The organism is Mangrovibacterium diazotrophicum (assembly GCF_003610535.1).
GTDB classification, from domain to species: domain Bacteria; phylum Bacteroidota; class Bacteroidia; order Bacteroidales; family Prolixibacteraceae; genus Mangrovibacterium; species Mangrovibacterium diazotrophicum.
Genome location: NZ_RAPN01000001.1, coordinates 315983 through 342211 on the forward strand (window position 1 = coordinate 315983; position 26229 = coordinate 342211).

Below are 26229 nucleotides of genomic sequence, written 5' to 3' on the forward strand. Positions count from 1 at the left end.
TGCGGGAAATTCCACATTTGGATGAACCATTTGCCCGATTCTTGTTTGTAAAAGAAAGGTCGCGTATTATTATCGATCGGATTATATTATAAATCAATAAAAATAGGACATTATGGCTATCATTTTCGAAGAGCGTTATGCTTATAATCCTCAGGATTTCAAAACTTATGATACAGAACGAATTCGTAAAGAATTTTTGGTTGAGAAATTGATGGAAGAGGGTAATATTCACATGGTATACTCTCATATCGAACGTTATATTACCGGTGGTGCAGTACCCGGTGCAGAGCCATTGAAACTGGATACAGTTGACGCATTAAAATCAGAATATTTCTGTAAACGTCGCGAAGTAGGTATTATCAACGTAGGTAATACCGGTTCGGTGACTGTTGACGGTACCGAATATGTATTGGAATTTAAAGATGCACTTTACATCGGTCGTGGCGCAAAAGAGGTGGTTTTCAGTTCGAAAGATGCTTCTGCTCCGGCTCGTTTCTATTTCAACTCGGCTCCGGCACACAAAGAATATCCAACAAAACACGTGACTATGGGTGATGCGAATGTGCTTCATTTGGGCGCGTTGGAAACTTCAAACGAACGGAATATCAACCAGTTGTTGATCAACACAGTGGTTGAAACCTGCCAGTTGCAAATGGGGATGACTGAATTGAAACCGGGTAGTGTTTGGAACACCATGCCGGCACATACGCACAGCCGTCGTAACGAAGTGTATTTCTATTTCAATGTACCGGAAGGTCAGGCTGTTTGTCACTTCATGGGACAACCGTCAGAAACACGTCACCTTTGGATGCACAACGAACAAGCGGTTATTTCACCAAGCTGGTCAATCCACTCGGCTGCCGGAACAAGCAACTATATCTTCATTTGGGGTATGGCTGGTGAAAACCTGGATTACACCGACATGGATGTTATTAAACCCACAGAATTGAGATAATCTAATCTATCTATATCACTAAAAACATTTAAAATGAACGAGTTATTTGATTTGTCAGGCAAGGTAGCTTTGGTTACTGGCGGTACTCACGGTATTGGTATGGCTATCGGTAAGACTTTGGGTGCTGCCGGAGCTAAAATTTGCGTGAACGACCTTTCAGACGAAAAATTGGAGCAATGCAAAGAAGAATATAAAGCGGCCGGAATCGACGTGTTCACCGTTAAATTCAATGTAACCAGCGAAGAAGACGTTGATCGCGGTATTACTGAAATCGAAAACGCCGTTGGCCCGATCGATATTTTGGTAAACAACGCCGGTATCATCAAGCGTATTCCAATTCTGGATATGCCTGTTGCCGACTACAAACAAGTAATCGATGTTGACTTGGTTGCTCCGTTGATCGTTGCAAAACGTGTTGCTCCGAAAATGATTGAAAAACGTTTCGGTAAAATTATAAACATGTGTTCAATGATGAGCGTTTACGGTCGTAATTCAGTTTCTGCTTATGCATCTGCTAAAGGTGGTTTGAAATTGTTGACCGCAAACATGTGCTGCGAGTGGGCAAAATATAACGTTCAGATTAACGGTATCGGACCTGGTTACATTGCGACTTCGCAAACGGCTCCGATTCGCGAAGGTGGTCACCCATTTAACGACCTGGTAATGATGCGTACGCCTGCCGGTCGTTGGGGAGAACCTGAAGATATCGGTAATGCTGCGTTGTTCCTGGCATCGAAGGCTGCTGACTTCGTGAATGGTCACATCCTTTATGTTGACGGTGGTATTTTGGCAAACTTCGGCTACGTAAAAGGCGAAAACGATATTTAATTATTGGACGATAGTTGAGTAATCCCATTGTTGTTACGATTCAATAATTACTTTTTTCTTGAAAAACGGAAAGGTTACCCTTGTGGTAGCCTTTCTTGTTTTCGGGCTGTTCTAGTTTGTTCCATTTTTTGTAGATTCACAACCTCGTAACCCCTTACAACCCCATTATGGCTTTAAACTACATTTGGATTTTCTTCTTTCTCATTGCCTTTGTGGTCGGTTTGGTTAAACTCATATTTTTGGGCGACACCGGAATCTTCACCGACATGATGAACTCGACCATGGAGATGGCAAAAACCGGTTTTGAGATTTCACTCGGTTTAACCGGCGTTTTAACATTGTGGATGGGGATTATGAAAATTGGTGAAGACGGCGGCGTTGTGCGGGTTTTCTCGAAGGTAATCGGCCCGTTTTTTCGCAAGCTCTTTCCCGAACTGGATGAAAATCACCCGGCCAATGCCTCGATCATGATGAACATTGCCGCGAACATGCTGAACCTGGATAACGCTGCAACACCAATGGGTTTGAAGGCCATGCAGGAAATGCAGGAGACCAACCCGAATAAAGATACCGCATCGAATGCGCAAATTATGTTTCTGGTGCTGAACACGTCCGGTTTGACTCTTCTGCCAATCAGTATTATGGTTTACCGGGCACAACTCGGCGCGGTTAACCCCAGCGATATTTTCATCCCGATCATGCTGGCGACCTTTTTTTCAACCCTGGCCGGTTTGCTGGCAGTTGCCTATTATCAAAAAATCAATTTGCTGGATAAAGTTATTTTAGCCTACTTGGGAGGATTGACCGCGATAATCGGGGCAATCATCTGGTACTTTTCATCCATCCCTCAGGATCAAATAACGCTAGTCTCAAGTGTCGCCAGTAACCTCATACTTTTTTCTGTTATCATCGGCTTTATTTTGCTTGGACTCCGGGCAAAAATAAATGTCTACGAATCCTTTATTGATGGAGCCAAAGATGGCTTTAAAGTGGCAATCAAGATCATCCCGTATTTGGTGGCTATTTTGGTCGCTATTGGCGTTTTCCGTACTTCCGGGGCAATGGATTGGTTTATAGAGGGAGTTGCCTGGATTTTGACGCAAATTGGCTTAAATACTGATTTTGTACAGGCATTGCCAACGGCGTTGATGAAACCCTTGAGTGGGAGCGGGGCACGTGGTATGATGGTGGATGCGATGAAAACTTACGGAGCTGATTCGTTTATCGGTCGTGTTGCCAGTACCGTACAAGGTGCTACCGACACTACTTTTTATATTCTAGCAGTTTATTTTGGATCAGTGGGCATCAAGAAAACGCGACATGCGCTGGTTTGCGGTTTGTTTGCCGACTTGGTTGGTGTTATTGCCGCAATTACAATGGCCTATCTTTTCTTCCATTGAGAAAGAAATTATATAAAAATAGAAAAGGGTAGGAAGCAGATCTTCTTACCCTTTTTATTTCATCAGTCGGCTTTAAGTTCTAAAGCGAATCGACTGTTTGTTTCAATTTAACCAGCTTGGTTAATAATCCTTCCAGCAAGTCTAATTGCAGCATGTTGGCACCATCTGATTTGGCAACTGCCGGATTTGGATGTGTCTCGATGAAAATACCATCGGCTCCAACAGCAATCGCTGCTCGGGCAATTGTCTCAATCAATTCTGGCTTTCCTCCGGTAACGCCGCTGCTTTGGTTGGGCTGTTGCAACGAGTGGGTAATATCCATAATTACTGGGCAGTTGTTTGCTTTCATAACCGGAATTCCGCGATAGTCAACTACCAGATCCTGGTAGCCGAAAGTCGTTCCGCGCTCGGTCAGCATGACTTTCTCATTACCACAATCTTTCACCTTGTTTACCGCAAATTGCATTGCTTCAGCCGATAAAAACTGTCCTTTTTTGATATTGACAACTTTTCCCGTTTCAGCAGCAGCTATCAGCAAATCGGTTTGACGACATAAAAATGCGGGGATCTGAAGCACATCGACATATTGCGCTGCAAGTGCTGCTTCTGCAGCCGAATGAATGTCGGTAACCGTCGGGATATTGAATTTCTCGCCAACAGCTTTCAATATGCTCAACGCTTTTTCGTCTCCAATTCCCTGAAACGAGTCAATCCGGCTTCGATTTGCTTTTCGGTATGATCCTTTAAAGACAAAAGGAATATGAAGTTTCTCGGTAATCGATAAAATCTTTTCTGCAATTTCAAAAGCCATTTCTTCGCCTTCGATAACGCATGGACCAGCCAGTAAAAGGAAATTTTCTCCTTGAAATCTTAATTTTGGAATCATTTCGTTTTTTATTTACGCGAATATACAATAATCATCCCAAGCTTCAAGTTTACAAAATCATGTATCTCTAACAGGACTGGTTTTAGGTGTATTTGTGCGCATTAATGTACACCTCTGACGCGTTAACACATTGTAAATATTTAGTAAAATTTTTAGGAGTGATAAACTAAAAAAAGTAAATTCGGTTTACTTTAGTGAGAAATAATAAAGCATTGTGGTCTAAATTCTACCGCTTCCTGAAGAAAAAAGGGGAGTAAACCGTCAAAAATGCACTGTTCGTCAATTAGTGATGGTTTCTTCAGGTTTAATTAATAGACAGGTGGTAAATTTGTAAAAGCACAGGAGATGACTTTTAATTTGAAAGACATAGAAGATGGTGAAATTCAGTCTTTGATTCGTCAGGCTGAATTCGATTCGGGAAAGCAAGTTATTAGTTTGATCTCTCATGAAATGAGAACTCCGCTTTCAATTATCAGTTCCAATGTGCAGCTCTTAAAATCGTTCAGTTTTAACTTGGACGACAAAATGGTGAAAGACACATTTACTTTGTGTGAAGAAGCCATCAGTTCGTTGACAAAATTTATTGAGAATATTTACTTCCTGAATTCAGCCTTCAAAGGTGACGTTCGGGTTCATTGTAGTCCGGTAGATCTGAATTCGTTTATCGACGATGTTGTTCGCCAGGTTGCAAATAGTGAATTTAATCAGAGTCGGATTTGTGTTAAGAAAGAGATATTGAGTGAGCCTTTTTTTACGGACAAAGTTTTACTAAAACGCTGCTTGGACAGCCTTCTGACAAATGCTTTGAATTTCTCGTCGGAAGATGTTCAGATGGAGGTTTTGTCTGGTAAAAATGAACTGGTAATAACAATCGCAGATCACGGAATCGGAATTCCGGAGGATGAACTGGATTTGGTTTTCGAACCGTTTAAACGCTGCAGTAATGTGCGAATGATTTCAGGCTGCGGTATCGGTTTGCCGATTGTTAAGATGTGTGTGGATTTATTAAAAGGTAGGATTGATTTTACAAGTAAAGTCAATCAAGGAACAGAGTTCATCATTAAGATTAGTAACCATGAGTGCTAAAAAGATTTTAATCATAGAGGATGATCAAGCGTTGTCAATGACGTTGAAAAACGTCTTGAGCGTTAGCGGCTATGATTCACAACTGGCTAATTCAGGGGCGGAAGGGATTCAAAAAGCCTATGAATACAGTCCGGATTTGATACTGTGCGATATTAATATGTCTCCGATTGATGGCTATCAGGTATATAATATCCTGAATGATAGCTCAATCACAAATAAAATCCCATTTATTTACATTTCTGGAAAGTCAGACCTCGAAGACATCCGTTTGGGGATGGAGTTGGGAGTCGACGATTACATTGTCAAGCCATTCAGCAACGAAGAAATGTTGAAGTCGATAAAAGTACGCTTGGCAAAATATGAAAAGCTAATGAACGCCGGGAAAAGTGATTACCAGGCTCTGGTAGAGCTGTCACCAAACGGCATTTTCCTTTTCGATGGCGATACGATTTACGAAATCAACAAGGCATTTTCGGAAATGGTTGGTGTTCAGCCGGACGACCTGAAGCGGATGACCTTGAAAGATGTTGTATCTGAGAGCACCTATTCAGTAATTCAATCGAAAGTATTTAAATGCTCAGCTGGGCTTCTCAAGAATTTCGATGAAGTGATTGAGGTGAAAACGCCGAATCGTTCTTCAGACAAATTCAAATTATATGTCACAACCAGCCAAAAGTACAAAGGATTTACGTTTCTGATTGGTTTGCTGGCTCCGATTGAAATGACGAAATCGAATGAGCAATTCGAGTACGACCGCTTGGTAACGATTCTTTCGGAAGAAAAGGTTGATGTAACCGGCGAACTAGCCGTTAAATTGCAGAAGGCATTTGATTTTCCGGCAGTTAGGCACATTAGCTCGCAAAAAGCGATGCCGGAGAGCCTGTTTTCAAAACGTGAACAGGAAGTTTTGAAATTATCCTGCAAAGGATTGCCTATCAAAATTATCGCCGACGAATTATCGATTTCTGACCGGACGGTGGAAAAGCACCGAGCCAGCTTGATGGAAAAGACGGGGTCGAAAAACATTGTAGAGGTTATTATTTACGCCCTCAAAAATGATCTGATTGATTTATAAAATAGAAAAGGTTGGCTTTACGGAGCCAACCTTTTTATTTCCCATACATTTTCGCTTTTCAAGAAGTAGCGGATGCGATCGTGAAGCCGGTTAGGTCTTCCTTGCCAAAACTCAATCTCGAACGCATTTACCCGGTAACCACCCCAATTTGTTGGTTTGGTGATTGGCTCGTCCTTGAATTTTTCCGTGTAAAATTGAAAGTTTTCATCAAGTTCTGATCGTGACTGTATTTCCCGGCTCTGAGGCGATGCCCATGCTCCAATCTGACTGTCGCGGGGACGTGACTTGAAATAATCAGCCGACAAATCCTCAGGGAGTTTTTCAATTTTCCCTTTTACCCGAACCTGGCGTTCGAGTTTTGGCCAGAAAAAGTTTAGCGCCACCGAATTATTCGCCGATATTTGTCTCCCTTTAACACTCAGATAATTGGTGTAAAACACGAATCCGGATTGTTCGATTCCTTTTAACAGGACAATCCTCGAGTCCGGTATTCCGTCAACCGCAGTTGATAGTGTCATTGCAGTCGGTTCTTCCTCATTTTTCTCGATAGCTTCCTTCAGCCAGATCTCAAATAAAATCATCGGATCGTTTCCCAACTCATTCTCATCCAAGCTGGCCTGCTCGTAGTTTTTCCTAATATCGCGTAGCATTAACAAATTATTTAGAATTTCCTTTTTTGTGAACTAAACAATGCCAGAAATCGCGTTGTTTCACAATTCATAACCAATACAATTAAGATTATGAAAGGTTTATTGACAGCTTGTTTTTTATTGGTGGGGGTCCTTGCAATGGCAGGTGGCAACCAGTTGACGCTCGGTGAAAAAGCAAGTCACACCGATGTGAAGATGACCGGAATTGCGGGTGAGGATGTTTCGTTGGCAGACCTGAAAATGGAAAACGGAATTGTGGTCATATTTTCCTGCAACACATGTCCTTTCGTATTAGCATGGGAAAATCGATATAACGACATTTTCAGTTGGGCTAAAGCTAATAATGTCGGAATGGCCATGTTGAATTCTAACTACCAAAAGCGTTCCGGAGACGATTCATTGGAAGCAATGAAGGAGCACGCAGCTGAAAAAGGTTATAATTTCCCGTATTTGATTGATAAGGAAAGTTTGTTGGCAAACGCTTATGGCGGACAAACAACACCACATGTTTTCCTTTTTGACAAAGACTTTAATTTAGTTTACAAAGGGGCAATTGACGACAATTTTAAAGACGCATCTGCCGTAAAAGAAAACTATCTGAAAGATGCCATCAGTAGTTTGGCAAAAGGTGAAAAAATTGCAGTTGCCGAGACCAAGCCTACTGGCTGCAGCATCAAAAGAAAGGTCGATTAACGCTTTTGCCTTTAATGCTTTAGCTGATTAAAGAAAGCAAGTTCTGGTTTTGCGTAAAATTGACCGAGCTTGCTTTCTTCGTTTGATAGAATGTTAAACTATATTAAACAATAAACACAACATCTTAATTTCGAAGTTTGAGGCAACCATAATTTGGGTTGAATTGACTAAATTTGACGAGTAACGCAATTCGAATTTCTAATACATATTTCAATTTTGAGGTCGAACTATACTGCGCGACCTTGCCGCTTTAGTGCCGGAAAACCGTTGATATGTTCTTGAAAAAAATTAGAAGGATTTTGTTTTTTAAAATTAAAAAAAAGTTAACTTGTATCATCAGTTTTGGCAGTTTCGACACTGTAGTAGCACGTGAAAATTGTATACAATAAAGCTAAATTTACCCCATTAGGAATGGCAGATCAAAAGCATTCTCCCACAATATTAATTGTATCTGATACCATGGAAAATACCGACCAGTTGAGATCGGTGTTGATAGGTCGCGGGTACTTGCCGGTATGGATGAATAGTGGGCAGGCTGCTGTATTGAAAGCTACACGCGAGAAGTTTGATTTGATCATTTTGGATGTTGAAATCTCGGATAAGAACGGGATTGAGATCAGCCGGAAAATTCAAAAGGAAGTTCAAACTCCTGGAGTTCCCTTGATTTTCATTACACCAGTGGAAGAAGAAGATCGCCTGTTGAAAATGTTCAAGCCCGGCGAGTTCGATTACGTTCAGAAACCTTTCAAATATGAAGAATTGATTATTCGAATTGAGCTTCATATGACACTCAGAAAGGTGCAGGAAGAACTGAAAAAATCGAGAGACGTTGCCGAGAAAGCCGCCAATGCAAAGTCATTGTTCCTCGCAAATATGTCCCATGAAATCCGAACACCGTTAAATGGTATTGTTGGGATGGTGGACATTATGAGGCAAACCAACCTCGATAAAGAACAGCGCGAATACCTCGATATCATTGAAATTTCAGGAGAGACCTTGCTGATGATCATCAACGACATTCTGGATTTCTCGAAAATTGAGGCGGGACAAATATCATTTGAAAAAATTGCATTTAATATCCGTAACGAGATTGAAAACGTGCGGAAATTACTGGCATACAAAATACAGCAAAGCAAACTCGATTTTTCGATAACGGTGAGTGACTCGGTTCCTGTTTTAATCACCGGGGATCCGCTTCGCCTGAAACAAATCCTGATAAACCTGCTTAACAACGCGTTCAAATTTACCGAAAAAGGCTTCGTGAAGCTCAATGTAAGCCTGGAAGGAATTACCAATAATAATTATAAGTTACGTTTTGAGATTGAAGACTCAGGAATTGGTATTTCTAATGAAAATCAAAGTAAATTGTTTAAATCTTTCACGCAAGCCGACACTTCAACAACACGCCGCTTTGGCGGAACTGGGTTGGGATTGGCCATTTGCAAACGTCTTACCCACATGATGAAGGGTGAAATTGGCGTTGAAAGTGAACTTGGTAAGGGCTCTTTGTTTTGGTTTACATCCGTTTTCGAACCTGTGGTTTCCGGTAAGCGACCAGAAAATCCGAACGCGTTTGTCATTTCAGGTGATGGGCCGTTGCGTATTTTGTTGGCGGAGGACAACGAGATCAATGCGAAAGTTTCGATGCTTTGTATTCGCAAGCTAGGCCATAAAGTCATGCTTGCTCGAAATGGCATTGAAGCTTTGGAATTGTTTCATGATAATGAGTTTGATATCGTTTTGATGGACGTACAGATGCCGGGGATGGATGGTGTTGAAGCGACTCAAGAGATCAGGAGGATTGAAAAGACATCGGGCGTCGAAAAAGGGATACCGATTATCGCTATGACAGCAAACAAATACAGTGACGATATTCGGTTGTTTTTGAAAAGCGGGATGAATGATCATTTGGGTAAGCCCTTTAAACCAACAGAATTGGATGTTGTTATAAAGAGAAATCTTAACGTTAGAGAAGTTTGACTATATTATACTTATCTTATTTAGCGCATGGTAACTACTGAATTAGACCTTACTGGGAAAAAAATTCTGATCGTAGAGGATAATGACACTAGTAGGTATTATTATCAAACAGCACTTGGGCAGTGCAATGCAACAAGTCTTTGGGCTAAAAACGGGGTGGAAGCGGTATCGGTTTTTAAGTCAGAGCCTGGCATTGAGCTGATATTGATGGATTTAAATATGCCGGAAATGGATGGTTTCGAAGCCACACGGCAAATTAAAATCATGAACCCATCGATCCCGATTATTGTACAAAGTGCCTTTATTTTATCAGGAGAAGAATCCAAAAGTTATGAAGCAGGTTGCGACGATTTTATTGCCAAACCGGTTCGTCTTCGAACTTTGATGAATGCGATTCAAAAGCATTTAAAATAACTCAACATAGGCTCCAAACTTACAATTTTTGTCAGCAGGAGTTAAGTTGAAAAAACCTTTACGAATAAATCCGTCAGCGAAAGTTGGTGGATTTATTTTTTTCTCGGCCTCTGCAAAAGCTTGAAAACCGCCTTTGGGGTCAAAGAAAATTTTGTAATGTCCATAGCTTTCCGGATGAATTTTTTGCTCGATTTGTTGACTTAAAAAGCCCATGGTGTACCTCGGGTTAATTTCAATACATGCATGAATCTTTAACTTATTGTCTTCGTCCAAATAGACCAACGTATCGATACCAATAATACCCTTGTAAATAGTTGAATAGGTCGATTGTGTAAGCTCTTCGCCCAGTTTTTCACTAATGAGGGTTAGCACTTTTTCGTCAATAGGCAACTTATTTCGAAGTTTGAAATTAAGGTAATGACCGGCATATTGACCATTCGAATTTGTCATGAAAACGCTGTGCCCCAAATAAGAAATACCTCCGTTCCCGTCGCTCTCAAATTGAAAAGAAAGATCCAGTTTTTTATTGAGCCACGAAGAAGCAACCAGGTACCCCTGTTGATCGAGGTTTCCCTTGATCCATTGTCGGTTGGCATTGTTTAATTCGTTTTTGCGAAGAACGAGTAAGCCACGCCCGCTGGAACTCAGAGGGGCTTTCAACACAATCGGAGATTGCCGTTTTAAAAGGTGTTCTATTTCAGCTTCTTTGCAAATAACTAATTGATTTAAACTTCGATCAATCTCCGCGGGTAAGTCGTCCCGTTCCAGAAAACAATTTAAAAAGTCAGTGGATGTCTTTCGTTCAAAAAGTTGCTTTAGATTGTCATCCCAATGAGAGCTGTTGAGAAATTTGAACAGATTTGCTTCAGCAGGGCTTTTCCCCCACGATTGAAGGTCGAATGAGCCTGAGTTGTGCGCTGTCGTATGTTCTGTCAAACTTTCAAGTGTGACAAATTTGCCGTTCATCAAATTCCATTTTTTCCATTCTTCAATGGTCCTCGATGACGGGATTTCACGACAAACAACGAGATCATTTTGCGATGCCAGAACAGACATCACTGTTGCCAAATCAGCCTCGAACTCACAAAGTAATGCTGTAGGGACAAAGTAAGGCGAACCATTCGCAATGGCAATTTCGCAAGTCGGATTAAAATGAAATATTCTTGTTGGTTGTGAAATCACTTTTTGCGGTAAAAATACCAAATCCCTGCATTTTTAGTTATTCAATAAAAGGATTTATATATTCGATGAGAGTGGATCATTATTTTTGTAAGTGGTCGTCTATCGAAAAGTTTATCCAAATCGAAATCGTAGTTAAAGCAGCTTGAAAATGAATGGTATTATGCGAATTTGTGAATTGGTTGTAGTTCTTCTTTTATTGGCAATAACAACATTGCCGGCTACTGCGCAGGACAAAAAGGCCTTGAAGCTTTTTTCCGAAGCGCAGACGGACTATCAGAATCATGACGAAGAGGAGGCTTTAGCGAAGTTAAAAGAAGTTATTCATCGCGATTCGGAATTTGTAGATGCATACATTCTGCTGGCTGATGTTTACAATGAAATGGACTCGACCGAGCTGCAAATTGCAACTTTGAAGCAAGCTATTTCTATCGATCAGGCGAAGTTCCCCAAAGCATACTATGTGCTCGGTAACGCCTGTTATCGCATTGGAGATTACAGAGGAGCTCAGAAAGCTTACCTTCAGTTTTTAAAAACCGGTACAGCCGGAAAACTGGAAGAAAAAACCCAAAAACAAATTGCCGCCTGCGAGGCAGCGTCGGAACTGGTTCAAAATGGCGTACCGTTTGAACCGGAGATTTTAGAAGGCTGTATCAATTCTGAGGGAGATGAATACTGGCCTTCGCTGACGATTGACGGCAAAACCATGATTTTTACGCGATTGGTTTCAACTGGCAATCAGGTTAACGAATTGATGCCCCGGTTCCAGGAAGACTTTTATCAGGCGCAATTGGTCGATGGAAACTGGTGTGATTGTGAACCTTTAAATTCAATCAATACGAAGGAAAACGAGGGTGCACAAAGTGTTTCAGCGGATGGAAAACTCATCTTCTTTACCGCTTGCAATCAGCCGGGAGGCTACGGAAGTTGCGACATCTATTTTACCCGAATGATCGGCGGGGAGTGGACAAAACCCGAGAATGCTGGAAGTCCCGTTTGCAGCACCGCATGGGAGTCTCAACCGTCGATCTCGGCAAATGGTGAGTATTTGTATTTTGTGAGTAACCGGAAAGGTGGTCGTGGTGGAATGGACATCTGGCGTTGCCGGCTGAAAGGTTTCAGCATGAGTGGCAAACCCGATTGGGGCAACTTGGAAAATCTAGGTGAATCGGTCAATACACCGGGAAACGAAAGCTCGCCCTTTATTCATGCGGATGGCGTTACGCTCTATTTTTCATCGGACAGCTGGCCGGGGCTTGGCGGAAACGACTTATTTATAAGCCGACTCACGAATGACACGGTTTGGTCTCGTCCACTGAATTTGGGATATCCAATCAACTCCTACAAAGATGAGCAAGGGATGATTGTTGATGCTTCGGGACAGAACGCTTATTATTCGTCGGATCGAACAGGTTCGGATGGAACTGATATTTACCGTTTTGAGTTGAATGAAAATACCCGCCCGATACCCGTTTCTTATGTGAAAGGAATCGTTTACGATCGAACCGATGGTACGCCTTTACATGCAGAAATTGAATTGTTTGATGTTGATCAGGATCAGTTGGTTGCCCGTTCGGAATCATCACCAGATAAGGGCGAATTTGTGATGTGTCTGCCGCTCGGGAAAGAATATGCTTTCAATATTTCGAAAAAAGGCTACCTGTTTTTCTCTGAAAACTACGCGTTGACCCAGGTTCGGGAGCTGACAAATCCTTTTAGCGTTGAAATTGGTTTGGAGCCAGTGAAAGTTGGCAATTCGACCATCCTAAGAAATGTCTTCTTCGATACAGATTCCTACGAACTACTGCCTCAGTCGAAGGCGGAGCTCGATAAATTGGTTCAGTTTATGACTCAAAACGCTGGTGTTGCCATTGAAATTGGTGGCCATACTGATAATGTAGGTTCGGCAGAATACAATTTGGCACTATCAGAAAACAGAGCCAAAGCAGTTTACCAATACCTGCTGAACGAAGGGCTGGGAGTAGATCGCCTAACCTACAAAGGGTACGGTTTTGATCAGCCGGTTGTATCGAACGACACCGACGAAGGGCGGTCACAAAATCGAAGAACAGAGTTTAAAATTATCGATGTTTCTAAATAAGTCATGGCCTTTCAGAATAGTTTTAATCGATTTAAAACACTATCCAATAATTGATTAATGTCAACTCTGAAGTTGTTAATAAATCTAATTATTTAGAAACTTAACAAATTAAGCTTCGGATTCCTGATTGTGGCAGAGGATTGATAAATTTGAGTACCAAAAATCAATTTGACTCAATGAAAACAATTACTAGCCTGTTACTAATCTGCTTAATTACAACCCTTCAACTTTCGGCACAAGAAGCTACACAATGGCGCGGAAAAAATTCAGAAGCAAAATACGCAGCACCCAATTTGTTGAACAGCTGGCCTGAAGCCGGACCCGATGTCATTTGGCATTTCGATGAATTGGGCGATGGTTTTTCCTCGCCTGTATTTGCCAACGGAAAAATCTATGTGGGGGGAATGGATAACAATGTGGGCTACATTTTTATTCTGAATACTTCCGGAACGCTTGAGCAAAAGATTGAATACGGAAAAGAATTCGAAGTCAACTATCCGGGGTCCCGGGCAACGCCAACTATTGTAGGGGATATGGCTTATATCTCGACTGGATATGGCGAGCTGATTTGCCTTGATTTGGAGACGGCCAAGCGAGTTTGGAGTAAAAGTCTCGAAACTGACTTTGGTGCAGAGAACCTTCGTTTTGGTTTTACCGAGTCAATTGTAGTCGATGGCGATGAACTTTATTTTACCCCCGGTGGAGCTGATTTTAATATCGTTGCGCTGAATCGGATGAATGGTGAACTAATCTGGAAAAGCAACGGGAACGGTAAACTTTCAGCTTATTGCACTCCGAAATTATTGCAAATGCAAGGCCGCCAGATTCTGGTGACTCATATGGCCGACGACATTGTTGCAGTAGACACGAAAGACGGAAAAGTATTGTGGACATACCCGCATCCGAATCAATACAATATTCACCCCAACACACCAATTTTTCAGGATGGAGATTTGCTTTGTTTTAGCGGCTACGGTCAGGGCGGTGTACGTTTGAAATTGAGCCTTGATGGGTCTTCTGTCACAAAGGTTTGGAGCACTGAAAAGATGGATAACCAAATGGGAGCCGCCGAAATCGTGAATGGCCAAATTTACGGTTCCGGACACAAAAGCCGCGGCTGGTACTGTTTGGATTGGAAAACCGGCGAGGTCAAGTGGGCTTCGGCCGAAATGGGAAATGGTGTAATCATCATGGCTGGCGACAAATTCATTCTGTATTCCGAAAGGGGAGAATTGGCTTTGGTAAATCCGAATCCGGAGAGTTTTGAGATCATTTCCAAAGCCAAAGTTGAACTTGGCACAGCACAACACTGGGCACACCCGGTGGTTGCCAATGGTGTTTTGTACGTTCGTCATGGCAAATCGCTGATTGCCTACAAAATATCAGCCTGACAGATTCTTCAGAAAACCTAAACTAATTCCTTTCACATGAAAAAGATACTTGCTGGGCTAATTGGCTCACTGCTTTTTTTCTCTACTCATGCTCAGATTTTTCAGTTTCGGGGTCCTGCCCGCGACGGAAAGTTTGAGGAAGTCGGCTTATTGAAAGCTTGGCCCGCTGAGGGGCCGGAGCTGCTGCTGGAAATTGATAGCATTGGCAAAGGTTATTCCTCGGTTATTTCTGACGGAGAATTTATTTATGTGTCGGGCATGAAAGACACAATGGATTACCTCACTTGTATCGATTTCTCGGGAATAAAAAGATGGCAGGTGCCTTATGGCGAATCGTGGAAAAAATCATTCCCGGATACGCGTAGTACGCCAACAATTGAGGATGATCGCATCTACATTGTCAGTGGAATTGGTGAGTTAGTTTGCCTGAATAAAACGGACGGCTCGATTATTTGGAAACAGAATGTCGATCGCGATTTTGAAGCGGACTGGCATATCTGGGGAGTCTCAGAATCACCGCTAATTGTTGGTGATCTCGCAATCTGCACGCCAGGTGGAACAAAAACATCAGTGGTTGCATTCGATAAGTTCTCTGGTGAATTGAAATGGGAAACAGCAAGTGTCGGCGGCCAGCGGGCTTACGCATCTGCAACAACGTTTGACTTGGATGGAAAGCAATACATTCTGGCCGAGACCGCAACGAACCTGATGGTGATCGATCCGGCAAACGGTTCCGTTAAAATGACTTATCAGTACTACAATCACGACAAGTGGTCTGATCAGCCGGGATTGATCTGGACGAATATTCCACTAATCAAGGGCGATGAGATATTTCTGTCGATGGGGTATGACTATCCCGCTAAAATGATCAAAGTAAATGCTGATAGGACGGGCTTTGAAGAGCTTTATACAGATACCATTTTCGATAACCACCATCATGGATTGATCGAGTTGGATGGCTACATCTATGGCTCTAACTGGGAAAATAACCGCAAAGGAAACTGGCTTTGTAAGAACTGGAAGACCGGCGAAATCACCTACAACGAGCAGTGGAACACCAAAGGAGCTCTGATTTATGCTGACAGCATGCTGTACGTTTATGAAGAGCAACGCGGAACGGTTGCACTGGTAAAACCGAATCCGGAGAAATTCGATGTTGTGAGCACATTTCGGTTTGAAAAAGGAGCCGGTCCTCATTGGGCACATCCATTCATCAACGACGGGAAGCTTTTCCTTCGCCATGGAGACGTTCTGCAAGTCTATAATCTGAGAGAATAAGTGAAGCGGAATCCTGTAAATATCATCATTGGCCTTGCTGCTTTCGCGGGTATTTCTGCCTTTGTTTTTTGGTTGGCGGTCGATCCGATGAAATCGATGGATATCAGTCAGCCGGGAGCCGATAACCGGGAGAAAGGAAGCCTGGTTAAAGAAATCGTCAAGATAGGTGAGAAGTTTCAGCTGTTTGGCGAGTCAAAATCAAACAATTACACAGGCACCTGGCCTCATTTCAGGGGGCAAAACTACGATAATATTGTCAGTGAAAAACAGGATCTCAAGGACAGCTGGAGCGACGACGAGCCTGAGATCTTGTGGTCGCTTGAATTGGGCGAAGGGCACGCCGGCCCAGCAGTTTACAAGGGAATGGTGTACGTGATGGACTATGACGAAGAAGCGCGCGAGGATGCTTTACGCTGTTTCTCGTTGGCAGACGGTCACGAAATTTGGCGACGTTCTTACGGTATTCATGTCAAACGAAATCACGGGATGTCAAGAACTGTCCCTGCCGTTACCGAGTATTATGTGGTCACGATTGGCCCGCGTTGCCAAGTCATGTGTGTTGACCGAAAAAGCGGCGATTTTCTATGGGGAATCGATCTGGTAGAGGAATACGGTTCCGAGATTCCGCATTGGTACACGGCGCAGTGCCCGATGATTGATGGCGACAAAGTGATTTTAGCGCCGGCCGGCAGCAAGCTCATGATCGCCGTCGATATAAAGACCGGCGAAAAATTATGGGAATGCCCCAATGACATTCAATATAAGATGTCACACTCGTCGATTATGCCGATGACCTTAAACGGGAAACACATGTATGTGTACAGCGCTGATGGCGGTATTTGCGGCATTTCGGCAGAGGGGGACGACGAAGGCCAGCTTGTGTGGTATTGCAACGAGTGGCGGTTCTCGGTGGTTGCTCCATCACCGGTCATTTTTCCCGACGGCAAAATCTTCCTGACTGCAGGGTACGGTGCCGGCGGAATGATGATACAAGTTATACCGAATGGAAATTCATTTGAAACGAAAGTTTTAGCCCAATATCAACCCAAAGACGGGCTGGCCTGCGAGCAGCAAACCCCGGTTTACTACAAAGGCTATTTGTATGGCATTATGCCGAAGGATGGCGGTGCTTACCGCAACCAGCTTGTTTGTACAACGCCCGATAATGTACAGCAGTTTCGGTGGACTTCGGGAAAAGTGAGCCGCTTTGGTTTGGGCCCTTACCTGATTGCCGACGATAAAATGTACATTCTGGGCGACGATGGTACACTTACAATGGTGAAACCAGATCCGAATAAGTACGTGCAGCTGGCGCAAAAAAAACTGTTTGACGGGCACGATGCCTGGGCTCCTCTGGCAATTGTCGATGGGCTGTTGCTTTTGCGCGATTCGAAAACGATGTATTGTGTAAACATCAGTAATTAAATGAATTTGGAATGAAGACACGGAAACTCATCAATATCATTCTGATTGTCGTCGCTGTTGCGATCGCTGTCATTATTGGCCGCGACTTTATTTCGAACCGTGCGGGCAAGTCGGTTAAAAATCCCTACGAATTGGATTTAAGCCAATTTGCAAAAGTAGATTCCAGCGAGATTCTTTACAAAGAGGTAAAAGCCATCCAGCTTAATGCGAAGGAAGTCGACGCAATTTCAATTTTTAACGATACCATTTATGTGGCAGCCGATAGTACGATATTGTTGCTCAATACTGACGGACTCATTCTGAAAAAAATAGCAATTCCCACGAAGGCAACTGCTTTGGCTGTGGATGATGCCGTTTTGGTGGCTTTAAAAAACAGGATTATAAAATTGACTAAAACCGGCGATGTTTTAGCTGATTGGCCCGACATGGGACCGCGCTCTGTGATAACATCTCTCGCAGTGGATTCGGATCATCTTTACGTGGCTGACGCCGGAAACCGGGTCGTGTTGGATTACACGAAAAGTGGTGCATTATCACAAATGCTGGGAGAGCGTAATGAAGAAAAAGGCTTGGAGGGTTTCACCGTTCCCAGCCCGTATTTTGATGTGGCGATTAGCGAAGAGGGCTACCTGTGGGCAGTTGATCCGGGGCGTCACAGCCTTATTAATTTTAACGTAGACGGTAGTTTGCGCACTTCCTGGCAACATTCGTCGGCCAACACCGAAGGATTCAGTGGCTGTTGCAATCCTGCCCACATGTGTCTGATGGAGGGCGACCGTTTTGTGACCAGCGAAAAGGGAATCGTCCGCGTAAAAATTTACGACCAGCACGGAAAATATTTAGGTGTTGTGGCAGCTCCCAATCAGTTCGACGAATATAGCGAAGCCCCCGACATTTGTGTGGATAGCGAAGGCCGAGTGCTCTTGTTGGACTTCAGTAGAAAACAGATTCGCTTTTTTCAACTTAAAAAAGAAGAGTAATGAACAGAAGAGATTTTTTCAGAAAATCCGGACGAATCGGAATACTGGCAGCGATGGGCGGAGGGGTTTTGCTTTTGGCCAATCAAAAGCAAATCGATTGGAAATGCGACGAAAATTTAAGTTGTAGAGGATGCGTAGAGTATGCGTCCTGCGATTTGGAACAAGCGAAACAAAGCAGAACAAATGAGCAACGAGAAGCAAGAAAATAAGCGAACCAGCCGGCGCGAGTTTATTCAGAAAAGCATGCGCATTGGTTTGGGAGTGGGCCTGACCGCCGTTGGAGGGTTGGCGGCTTTTCGTGTTCATGCTGAAGATTCGGTTTGGCAGCTCGATCCGTTTAAATGCGTTGCTTGCGGGCGATGTGCCGATTATTGTGTCATGACACCCTCGGCTGTGAAGTGTGTGCATGCTTTCGATTTGTGTGGCTATTGCGACTTGTGCGGCGGCTATCTGAAACCGAACTCGAATGCTCGTTCTACAGCAGCCGAAAATCAGCTTTGCCCAACCTCAGCCATTCGTCGCAAGTTTGTGGAGGAGCCTTATTTTGAATACGAAATAGAAGAGGATTTGTGCATTGGATGCGGCGTTTGCGTTAAAGGCTGCACGGCTTTTGGCAATGGTTCGCTGCACTTGCAGGTGCGCCATAATTTGTGTGTGAATTGCAACGAATGCTCCATCGCCCGGGTTTGCCCGGCCGACGCATTTCAGCGCGTTCCGGCATCGAGCCCTTATCTGATAAAGGGTGAGTGGACCAAAGATTCGAAGAATAAAAAACAACCTCCAACGGAATAGCCATGAGTCAACGAATCATAAAAATGCTTTTAGCTGGGGTGATGTTTTGCTTGACCCTGTCCGGTTTTGCCCAGCAACAGCGCTTTCCAAAACCGGAATTTGAAACGGGCTATTCACAACCGCCAACGCAGCAACCTTTGCCACGCGCAATTTTCCTCGAGTATCTGGATGTCGCTGTGCTAATTGGTGCACTGCTGCTGGTCAGTTGGTTTGTTTTAAAGAAGAGATCACGACAGGGAGTGCTGTGGACCTCCGTTTTTTCGCTGCTGTATTTCGGTTTTTACCGGGAAGGCTGCATTTGCGCCATTGGATCAATCCAAAATGTGGCTTTGGCCACTTTCGATCCAACCTATGTTTTGCCGCTAACAGCCTTGCTGTTCTTCCTTATTCCGTTGATTACTGCGCTATTCGCAGGGCGAACATTCTGTGCAGGCGTCTGTCCGCTTGGAGCCATTCAGGATTTGGTGGCGTTTCGACCTATTGAATTGCCACGCTGGTTGCAGAAGGTTTTAGGCCTGATTCCTTACCTCTATTTGTCGCTGGCGGTGCTGTACGCCGCAACCAAATCCGAATTTTTAATCTGCCGTTACGATCCCTTTGTCGGTTTTTTCCGTTTCGACGGGACGTTTCAAATGCTTCTGCTCGGCGGACTCTTTTTGATCGTCGGGGTATTTGTTGCACGCCCGTATTGTCGTTTTTTCTGTCCGTACGGTGTGTTGCTGGGCTGGATGTCATCTTTCTCGAAAAAGCATTTAACAATCACCCCAACAGCTTGTATTCAGTGCAAGTTGTGCGCCAATTCTTGTCCGTTTGGCGCGATCGAAGAGCCGGATCTGGAAGAAGGAAAGCGTCGTCCCAATGTCAACCGTCTGCTGAAATATTTGATCCTGATTCCTGCCTGGATGCTGATCGGTGGGCTGGCGGGATCGATGCTGCACGGAACACTTTCAAAATTCAATAAGACCGTTTATCTGGCCGAAATGATTGTGGAGAACCCCGATGTTCGCTACGATCAGGAGAATATTGACGCGCGCACATTTATGCAGGCGGGCAAAACGATGGATCAGCTGGTGGCTGATGCACAAAAAATAAAAAGCCAGTTTTATTGGGGCGGCTGGATTGCCGGGGCATTTATGGGCTTGGTAATCGGTTTGGTTTTGGTGAATTTGTCTTCATACAGACGCAGAAACGACTATGAACCCGATAAAACGAATTGTTTGAGTTGCGGGCGATGCATGGATTATTGCCCGGTAAAACAAGAAACAGAACATGAAAATGACTTTAGACGATAAAAAGAAACTGGCACGCGGATTAGCATGGACGGGAGCGGTTTTCAGCCTCGTGGTAAGCGTGATGCTGATTGTTAACTATCTGCAGCTAAAATCAGTCGATCCGCTGGAAAGTCCCGCATTGAAAGCGCTGGTAGAACAATTGCATCAAAATCCAAACGATGAAGTATTGAAGGAAAACATTCGTGCGCTCGATTTCATGATTCGTAAGGCCTACTTTACCAGCCAATGGCAAATCAAAACGGGAACGTTGATGCTGATTCTGGGCGTATTGGTGCTGATTCTGGCGCTGCGTTGGGGCAAGTCGCTTCGCAATGAACTGGAGGAACTGGAGTCGATCAATAAAAATCCGTTTCTGGATAAGCGTCAGGCTCGACTCGGAGTCATTTATGCAGGAGTCGGAATATTTGCACTAGCGCTGCTGTCGGGCTTCTTTTCGTCCAACCTTTTGAGCGATTACGACGCATCGGAATTGACAGCGACCACCCCTGAAACTCCGGCGGTAGAGATTGTGATGGCACAGGAAGCGGAGGCTGTTGATGTACCAAATTCAGAACCGAAAGAAGTAGAAGCACAGCTTGAATCGACTTTCGAAGAAGAGGTGCAATCGGAAGTAAAAGAGATAGTTAAAGAAGATAATCCTAAGCCTGAAAAAGTATCCGAACCGAAACAAGCGACTGCTTCATGGCCTTCTCAAGCGGAGATGCGGAAACAGGTGCCGTTCTTTCGCGGACCAGATGGCGATGGCGTAACTTATCAGAAAGGTTTTGCCAAGTCGTTCGATGGAGCATCGGGCGAAAATGTTTTGTGGAAAGTTTCGGTTCCCAAGCATGGTTACAATTCGCCAATCATTTGGGACAACAAGCTATTCCTGACGGGAGCTGACAATTCGGCTCGCGTGGTCTATTGCTACGATAAAAACACCGGTAAACTTCTTTGGGAAGCTGCTGCAGACAACATTCCTGGTTCGCCGGCAACCATGCCCAAAGTAACGGAAGACACAGGCTTGGCCGCGTCGACGATGGCAACAAACGGCAATTCCGTATTTGCTCTGTTTGCCACCGGCGATTTGATTGCACTGGATTTAACTGGCAATCGAATATGGGCCAAAAACCTGGGAGTGCCGGATAATCACTACGGGCATTCGTCCTCTCTGATTATCTACAAAGACAAGTTGTTGATTCAATACGATACCAATCGGGGCGGAAAACTGATCGCACTTTCAACTGCCGACGGCTCTCAGAAATGGGAGACTGTCCGCGATGTGAAAATCAGCTGGGCATCTCCGGTTTTAGTCAACACAGGCAAACGCGAAGAGCTTATTCTGACTGCCGATCCGCTGGTTGCCGGCTATGACCCCGAGACAGGGAAAGAGCTGTGGAATGTAAGCTGCATGATGGGCGAAGTTGGACCATCGGTGGGCTATGCGAACGGTGTGGTGTACGCTGCGAATGAGTACGCAACAATGGCGGCTATCAAGCTCGGCGATACCCCCGAAATCATTTGGGAACAACAGGAGTATTTGCCCGAGGTATCCAGTATTCTCGCGACAAATGGACTGGCGGTGGTGGCAACCAGCTATGGCGTAATTGCAGCCTACGATGCGCAGACCGGCGAAAAATATTGGGAGCACGAAGCGTCTTCCGGCTTTTATTCGTCGCCTGTTTATGCCGATGGAAATATCTACGCGATCGACATGAATGGGAATTTGAGCGTGATAAAAGCAGGCAAAGAATTCGAGATAGTCTCAGAATCGAAACTGGGAGAAAAGGCCTTCGGAACACCGGTGTTCTCAAATGGAAAAATGTATCTCAGGGGTGTTGAAAATCTGTATTGCATAGGAGCGAATTGTAATGGAAGAAAATCTTCAACATACAAATAGTGTAATCGACGAGATAGTCAGCAGGCGAGGACGGCAAAAAAGTGCACTAATTCCGATTTTGCAGGATATTCAGCATTACTTCAATTACCTGCCGGAAGATGCTTTGAAATACTTGGTTGAGATTACCGACATCACGCCGGAGAATATTACAGGTGTGGCTACTTTTTATTCCCAGTTCCGGTTGAGACCAGCCGGAAAGCACATGATCAAAGTTTGTGTGGGCACCGCCTGTCACGTGAAAGGGGCCATGCAGGTGTTCGACTCATTCAAGCGCCATTTCAATTTAACGCATGATTTAACCGACGCAACCGGAACATACACGCTGGAAAAAGTAGCCTGTTTGGGATGCTGTACCCTGGCGCCTGTGGTTCAGGTTGATGATGTAACATACGGGCATGTCACCTCTGACAAAGTGGCTTCTGTCGTTGCTGATTTCGAGAGCCAGGTCGGCAAACGAGGAGAGCGCAAGCAGTTTCGTAATGCTGATGGAGGCGAGTTTCAGGGCGAAGTTCGCCTTGGATTAGGATCCTGCTGTGTGGCCAGTGGTAGCGAAGAGGTTAAAAAAGAAGTTGAAAATACAATCGTTGGTACCGGTATTAATCTGCAGCTCAAAAACGTGGGCTGTGTTGGCATGTGCCACCAGGTGCCGCTTTTGGAGATCATTGACGAAAAGCAAAATCACAAACTATATGCCCGGGTGAAACCCAACGAGGTTTCAGATATTATTCAATCTCATTTCAAACCGAAAAGTTTCTTCGGCAAATTGAAGGCAAAAACCTACAATTTCCTGGAAAAGATGCAAACCGATGAATCTTGGGAAGGTGTTGAACGCTATGCCCTGGATGTTCGGGAAGATATGGTTTCCGGATTTCTGGACCGACAATTGCCAATCGCAACGGAACACAGGGGTGTCATCAATCCGCTGGACATCGATGAATATCGGAATCACGGCGGTTTTCAGGCCTTGAAAAAGGTTTTAACGATGGATCGTGAGGAAGTCATCCAAACAGTTAAAGAAAGCGGCTTACGGGGCCGTGGCGGCGCGGGATTTTTGACCGGACTGAAATGGGAATTGGTTGCCAAAGAGTCTGGCGAACACAAATATTTGATTTGTAACGGAGATGAAGGCGATCCCGGAGCATTTATGGATCGAATGATCCTGGAATCGTACCCATATCGGGTTATCGAAGGGATGTTGATTGCAGCTTATGCCGTTCAGGCCACAGAAGGCTATTTTTACATTCGGGCAGAATACCCGTTGGCGGTGATCCGTATTCGGCAGGCACTAGCCAATTGCCGCGAGAACGGTTTGTTGGGAGCAAACATTCTCGGTTCCAACTTCAATTTCGACATGCAGATTTATGAGGGAGCGGGTGCTTTTGTGTGCGGAGAGGAGACAGCATTGATGACTTCCATTGAAGGAAATCGCGGGTTTCCGACCATTCGGCCGCCTTTCCCGGCGCAAAAAGGTTTATGGGGATTTCCGACACTCATCAACAATACCGAGACCTTCGCACAGATCTCCTATATCATTCGGAACGGAAAAGAATCGTACAGCTCGGTTGGCACCGATAACTCGAAAGGCACCAAAGTGTTCTCGCTGGCCGGTAAAATTAACCGAGGTGGATTGATCGAAGTGCCGATGGGAATCACGATTCGGGAGATTGTCGAGGAAGTCGGCGGAGGTGTGCAAAACGGTAAAAAATTCAAGGCTGTACAGGTTGGCGGGCCATCCGGGGGGTGTATACCCGCCAGTTTGTGGGAAACGCGTGTCGACTACCAGTCGCTGACGGCAGTGGGGGCAATGATGGGATCCGGTGGCCTGGTGGTGTTAGATGAAGACGATTGCATGGTTGACATTGCCCGCTATTTCCTCTCGTTCACTCAAAATGAATCCTGCGGGAAATGTACTTTTTGCCGGGTGGGCACCAAACGAATGTTGGACATTCTGAATAAAATTTGCTCCGGAAAGGGCGAATACAAAGATCTGGATGAACTGAAATACCTGGCGGACTGGACGAAAAAAGGCAGTTTGTGTAATCTGGGAAAATCGGCTCCAAACCCGATTTTAACGACTTTGACTTATTTCTACGATGAGTATGAAGCACACATCCAAGGGCGTTGCCCGGCTGGAAAATGTGCGGATATGATTACTTATTCGATTACCGACGACTGTATTGGGTGTACCAAATGTGCGCAGAAATGCCCGGTAAACGCAATCAAGTTTGAAGCGCATCAAAAACATTCCATCAACACCGAGCTATGCATCAAATGTGATGCGTGCCGCCCGGTTTGTCCGGTGGATGCTGTGAAGATAAATTGAGTTTCGAATGCAAACTCGCAACTCGCAACTCATAACCCGAAACTCGAAACAGAACAGATGATTCATTTGAAGATAAATAACCAAGCCATTGAAGTTCCGGAAGGAACCACCCTGCTGGAGGCAGCACGAAAGTTGGGAATTGAAATCCCGACGATGTGTCATTTGGAGGGCACCGAGCATTTTACATCCTGCATGGTGTGTTTGGTGAAAGATGCCCGACACGGTCGTTTGGTGGCTTCGTGCTCTATGCCGGCGATGGAGGGAATGGAAATTATCACCGATGACGACGAGTGCCGGGAATCGCGAAAAATGTCGCTGGAGCTGCTGCTGAGTGAGCATGTCGGCGATTGCGAAGCGCCCTGCCAGTCGGTTTGTCCGGCGCATATGAATATTCCTTTGATGAATCGTCTGATTGCAGCCGGAAAGCATCAGAAAGCGATCGAAGTGGTAAAACGTGACATCGCTCTACCGGCAATTTTGGGACGCATTTGCCCGGCACCTTGTGAAGCAGGTTGCCGTCGCAAACCAATCGACGAGGCTGTTTCAATATGCCTGCTGAAAGGATTTGTGGCGGATCATGAAATTCAAAAGGAAATTCCATTGCCAGCCGACTCCGGACGAAAAGTAGCAATCGTTGGTGCCGGACCTGCCGGTTTAGCTGCTGCTTTCTACTTGAGCAAAGCCGGGCATGCGGTTACCCTCTTCGAGAAAAACGCTTTGGCTGGCGGGGCTTTATTAGAGATTGCAGATTCAGTTCTACCAAAAGAAGTACGGGAAAAAGAAATTAACTCCTTGTTGAACTCCAAAATTCACGCAGAATTCAACGTTGAAATCAGTGCCGAACGGTTTATCCAGCTGCAGCAGGACTTTGATGCCGCTATTTTGGCTACCGGAGCGCTGAAAGACGATTTCAAAGATTGGGAACTGAAGCTTTCAAAATCAGGTATTGAAGTTGATAAAAAGACATACCAGACATCTTTGTCCAAGGTATTTGCGATTGGAAATGCGCTACGGCCTTCAAAGCTGGCTGTGCGATCTGTTGGGCAAGGGAAGGACTTAGCTTTCATCCTGAATAACTGGTTTGAAACCGGTGAGTTGCATGCCTTGCCGGAACGTTTCAATTCCAAATTTGGCAAATTGCTTGAGACTGAATATGACAGTTATCTGAAAGAATCGAACCACAAAGCCCGACAAATTGCAGGCAGGGGAAAAGCAATCGGTTTTACCGCTGAAGAAGCGGAGACTGAGGCTTCGCGCTGTTTGCATTGCGATTGCAGAAACCCGGAAAGTTGCAAGTTGCGGGATTTGGCCAATCAATTCGGGGCCGAGCAAAAACGATTCCAGTACGACCAACGCATCCAGATACAAAAAGAATTTGCTGCCGGAACAGTCGTTTTCGAGCCGGGCAAATGTATTAAGTGCGGCATTTGTGTGCGCCTGACCAAACAGCACCAGGAAGAGTTTGGATTTAGTTTTATCGGGCGCGGCTTTGACGTTCGCATTGGTGTTCCATTTTCAAAATCTGTTGGTAAAGCCTTGGCGAAAACGGCAGTCTTGGTTGCCACAAAATGCCCAACGGGTGCTCTGGCGTTAATCGATTCTGAAGAACAAATAGACTAAAA

The 26229-nt window shown here is 44.6% G+C and carries 21 protein-coding genes; 18 read left to right on the top strand and 3 right to left on the bottom strand.

Annotation, left to right across the window (positions count from 1 at the left end):
• The first annotated feature begins 112 nt into the window (after positions 1-112).
• The 3 genes from kduI (at position 113) to BC643_RS01430 (ending at position 3183) form a co-directional block, all read left to right on the top strand.
• On the top strand, positions 113-955 hold the full coding sequence (kduI, locus tag BC643_RS01420; RefSeq protein ID WP_120271392.1) for a 5-dehydro-4-deoxy-D-glucuronate isomerase: 843 nt from the start codon (positions 113-115) through the stop codon (positions 953-955).
• Positions 956-988: 33 nt separating this feature from the next.
• The gene (locus BC643_RS01425; protein ID WP_120271393.1) at positions 989-1783 is read left to right on the top strand and encodes a gluconate 5-dehydrogenase; all 795 of its coding nucleotides are present in this window, start codon (positions 989-991) and stop codon (positions 1781-1783) included.
• Positions 1784-1950: 167 nt separating this feature from the next.
• Positions 1951-3183 (top strand): nucleoside recognition domain-containing protein, encoded by a 1233-nt coding sequence (locus BC643_RS01430; RefSeq protein ID WP_120271394.1) that lies wholly within the window; start codon positions 1951-1953, stop codon positions 3181-3183.
• A 79-nt stretch (positions 3184-3262) separates the two neighbouring features.
• Here BC643_RS01430 and kdsA read toward each other — a convergent pair whose 3' ends face one another.
• Positions 3263-4069: a 3-deoxy-8-phosphooctulonate synthase gene (kdsA, locus tag BC643_RS01435; RefSeq protein WP_120271395.1), complete on the bottom strand. Its 807-nt coding sequence runs from the start codon at positions 4067-4069 to the stop codon at positions 3263-3265.
• 345 nt (positions 4070-4414) lie between these two features.
• Between kdsA and BC643_RS01440 the strand changes: the two genes are divergently transcribed.
• Both BC643_RS01440 and BC643_RS01445 read left to right on the top strand, forming a co-directional pair.
• A complete protein-coding gene (locus BC643_RS01440) occupies positions 4415-5155 on the top strand; it encodes a sensor histidine kinase (protein WP_120271396.1) in 741 nt (246 codons plus the stop codon).
• Positions 5145-6230, top strand: coding sequence for a response regulator (locus tag BC643_RS01445; RefSeq protein ID WP_120271397.1), 1086 nt, complete (start codon positions 5145-5147; stop codon positions 6228-6230). Before BC643_RS01440 ends, BC643_RS01445 begins: the two co-directional genes overlap by 11 nt.
• Before the next feature lie 17 nt (positions 6231-6247).
• Here the strand turns inward: BC643_RS01445 and pdxH are convergent, their stop codons facing one another.
• The gene (gene pdxH / locus BC643_RS01450; protein WP_120271398.1) at positions 6248-6880 is read right to left on the bottom strand and encodes a pyridoxamine 5'-phosphate oxidase; all 633 of its coding nucleotides are present in this window, start codon (positions 6878-6880) and stop codon (positions 6248-6250) included.
• Between the two features lie 90 nt (positions 6881-6970).
• On the opposite strand from pdxH, the gene BC643_RS01455 reads away from it, so the two are divergent.
• The 3 genes from BC643_RS01455 (at position 6971) to BC643_RS01465 (ending at position 9967) form a co-directional block, all read left to right on the top strand.
• On the top strand, positions 6971-7573 hold the full coding sequence (locus BC643_RS01455; protein WP_120271399.1) for a thioredoxin family protein: 603 nt from the start codon (positions 6971-6973) through the stop codon (positions 7571-7573).
• A gap of 411 nt (positions 7574-7984) precedes the next feature.
• Positions 7985-9553: a response regulator gene (locus tag BC643_RS01460; RefSeq protein WP_120271400.1), complete on the top strand. Its 1569-nt coding sequence runs from the start codon at positions 7985-7987 to the stop codon at positions 9551-9553.
• Between the two features lie 27 nt (positions 9554-9580).
• On the top strand, positions 9581-9967 hold the full coding sequence (locus BC643_RS01465) for a response regulator (protein WP_120271401.1): 387 nt from the start codon (positions 9581-9583) through the stop codon (positions 9965-9967).
• Here BC643_RS01465 and BC643_RS01470 read toward each other — a convergent pair.
• Positions 9959-11170: a hypothetical protein gene (locus BC643_RS01470; protein WP_120271402.1), complete on the bottom strand. Its 1212-nt coding sequence runs from the start codon at positions 11168-11170 to the stop codon at positions 9959-9961. The two genes, BC643_RS01465 and BC643_RS01470, sit on opposite strands and share 9 nt — an antisense overlap.
• Positions 11171-11297: 127 nt before the next feature.
• Between BC643_RS01470 and BC643_RS01475 the strand changes: the two genes are divergently transcribed.
• The 10 genes from BC643_RS01475 to BC643_RS23700 all read left to right on the top strand — a co-directional run bounded on the left by BC643_RS01475 (position 11298) and on the right by BC643_RS23700 (position 26227).
• A complete protein-coding gene (locus BC643_RS01475) occupies positions 11298-13247 on the top strand; it encodes an OmpA family protein (RefSeq protein WP_120271403.1) in 1950 nt (649 codons plus the stop codon).
• A 176-nt stretch (positions 13248-13423) separates the two neighbouring features.
• Positions 13424-14638 carry an outer membrane protein assembly factor BamB family protein gene (locus BC643_RS01480; protein WP_120271404.1) on the top strand — a complete coding sequence of 405 codons (1215 nt, stop codon included), beginning with the start codon at positions 13424-13426 and terminating at the stop codon, positions 14636-14638.
• 36 nt (positions 14639-14674) lie between these two features.
• The gene (locus tag BC643_RS01485; protein WP_120271405.1) at positions 14675-15916 is read left to right on the top strand and encodes an outer membrane protein assembly factor BamB family protein; all 1242 of its coding nucleotides are present in this window, start codon (positions 14675-14677) and stop codon (positions 15914-15916) included.
• The gene (locus BC643_RS01490) at positions 15917-17341 is read left to right on the top strand and encodes an outer membrane protein assembly factor BamB family protein (protein WP_120271406.1); all 1425 of its coding nucleotides are present in this window, start codon (positions 15917-15919) and stop codon (positions 17339-17341) included.
• Between the two features lie 11 nt (positions 17342-17352).
• Positions 17353-18321, top strand: a complete 969-nt coding sequence (locus BC643_RS01495; RefSeq protein WP_120271407.1) for an NHL repeat-containing protein — start codon at positions 17353-17355, stop codon at positions 18319-18321.
• Positions 18322-18504: 183 nt separating this feature from the next.
• Positions 18505-19113, top strand: coding sequence for a 4Fe-4S dicluster domain-containing protein (locus BC643_RS01500; protein WP_147377100.1), 609 nt, complete (start codon positions 18505-18507; stop codon positions 19111-19113).
• Positions 19114-19115: 2 nt separating this feature from the next.
• Entirely contained in the window at positions 19116-20405 is a 1290-nt protein-coding gene (locus tag BC643_RS01505) for a 4Fe-4S binding protein (protein ID WP_120271409.1), read from the top strand.
• Positions 20383-22284, top strand: coding sequence for an outer membrane protein assembly factor BamB family protein (locus tag BC643_RS01510; protein ID WP_120271410.1), 1902 nt, complete (start codon positions 20383-20385; stop codon positions 22282-22284). The genes BC643_RS01505 and BC643_RS01510 overlap by 23 nt, the downstream gene beginning before the upstream one ends.
• Positions 22256-24607: an NAD(P)H-dependent oxidoreductase subunit E gene (locus BC643_RS01515; protein WP_120271411.1), complete on the top strand. Its 2352-nt coding sequence runs from the start codon at positions 22256-22258 to the stop codon at positions 24605-24607. Before BC643_RS01510 ends, BC643_RS01515 begins: the two co-directional genes overlap by 29 nt.
• Positions 24608-24664: 57 nt before the next feature.
• Entirely contained in the window at positions 24665-26227 is a 1563-nt protein-coding gene (locus BC643_RS23700) for an FAD-dependent oxidoreductase (protein WP_120271412.1), read from the top strand.
• The last annotated feature ends 2 nt before the right edge of the window (positions 26228-26229 follow it).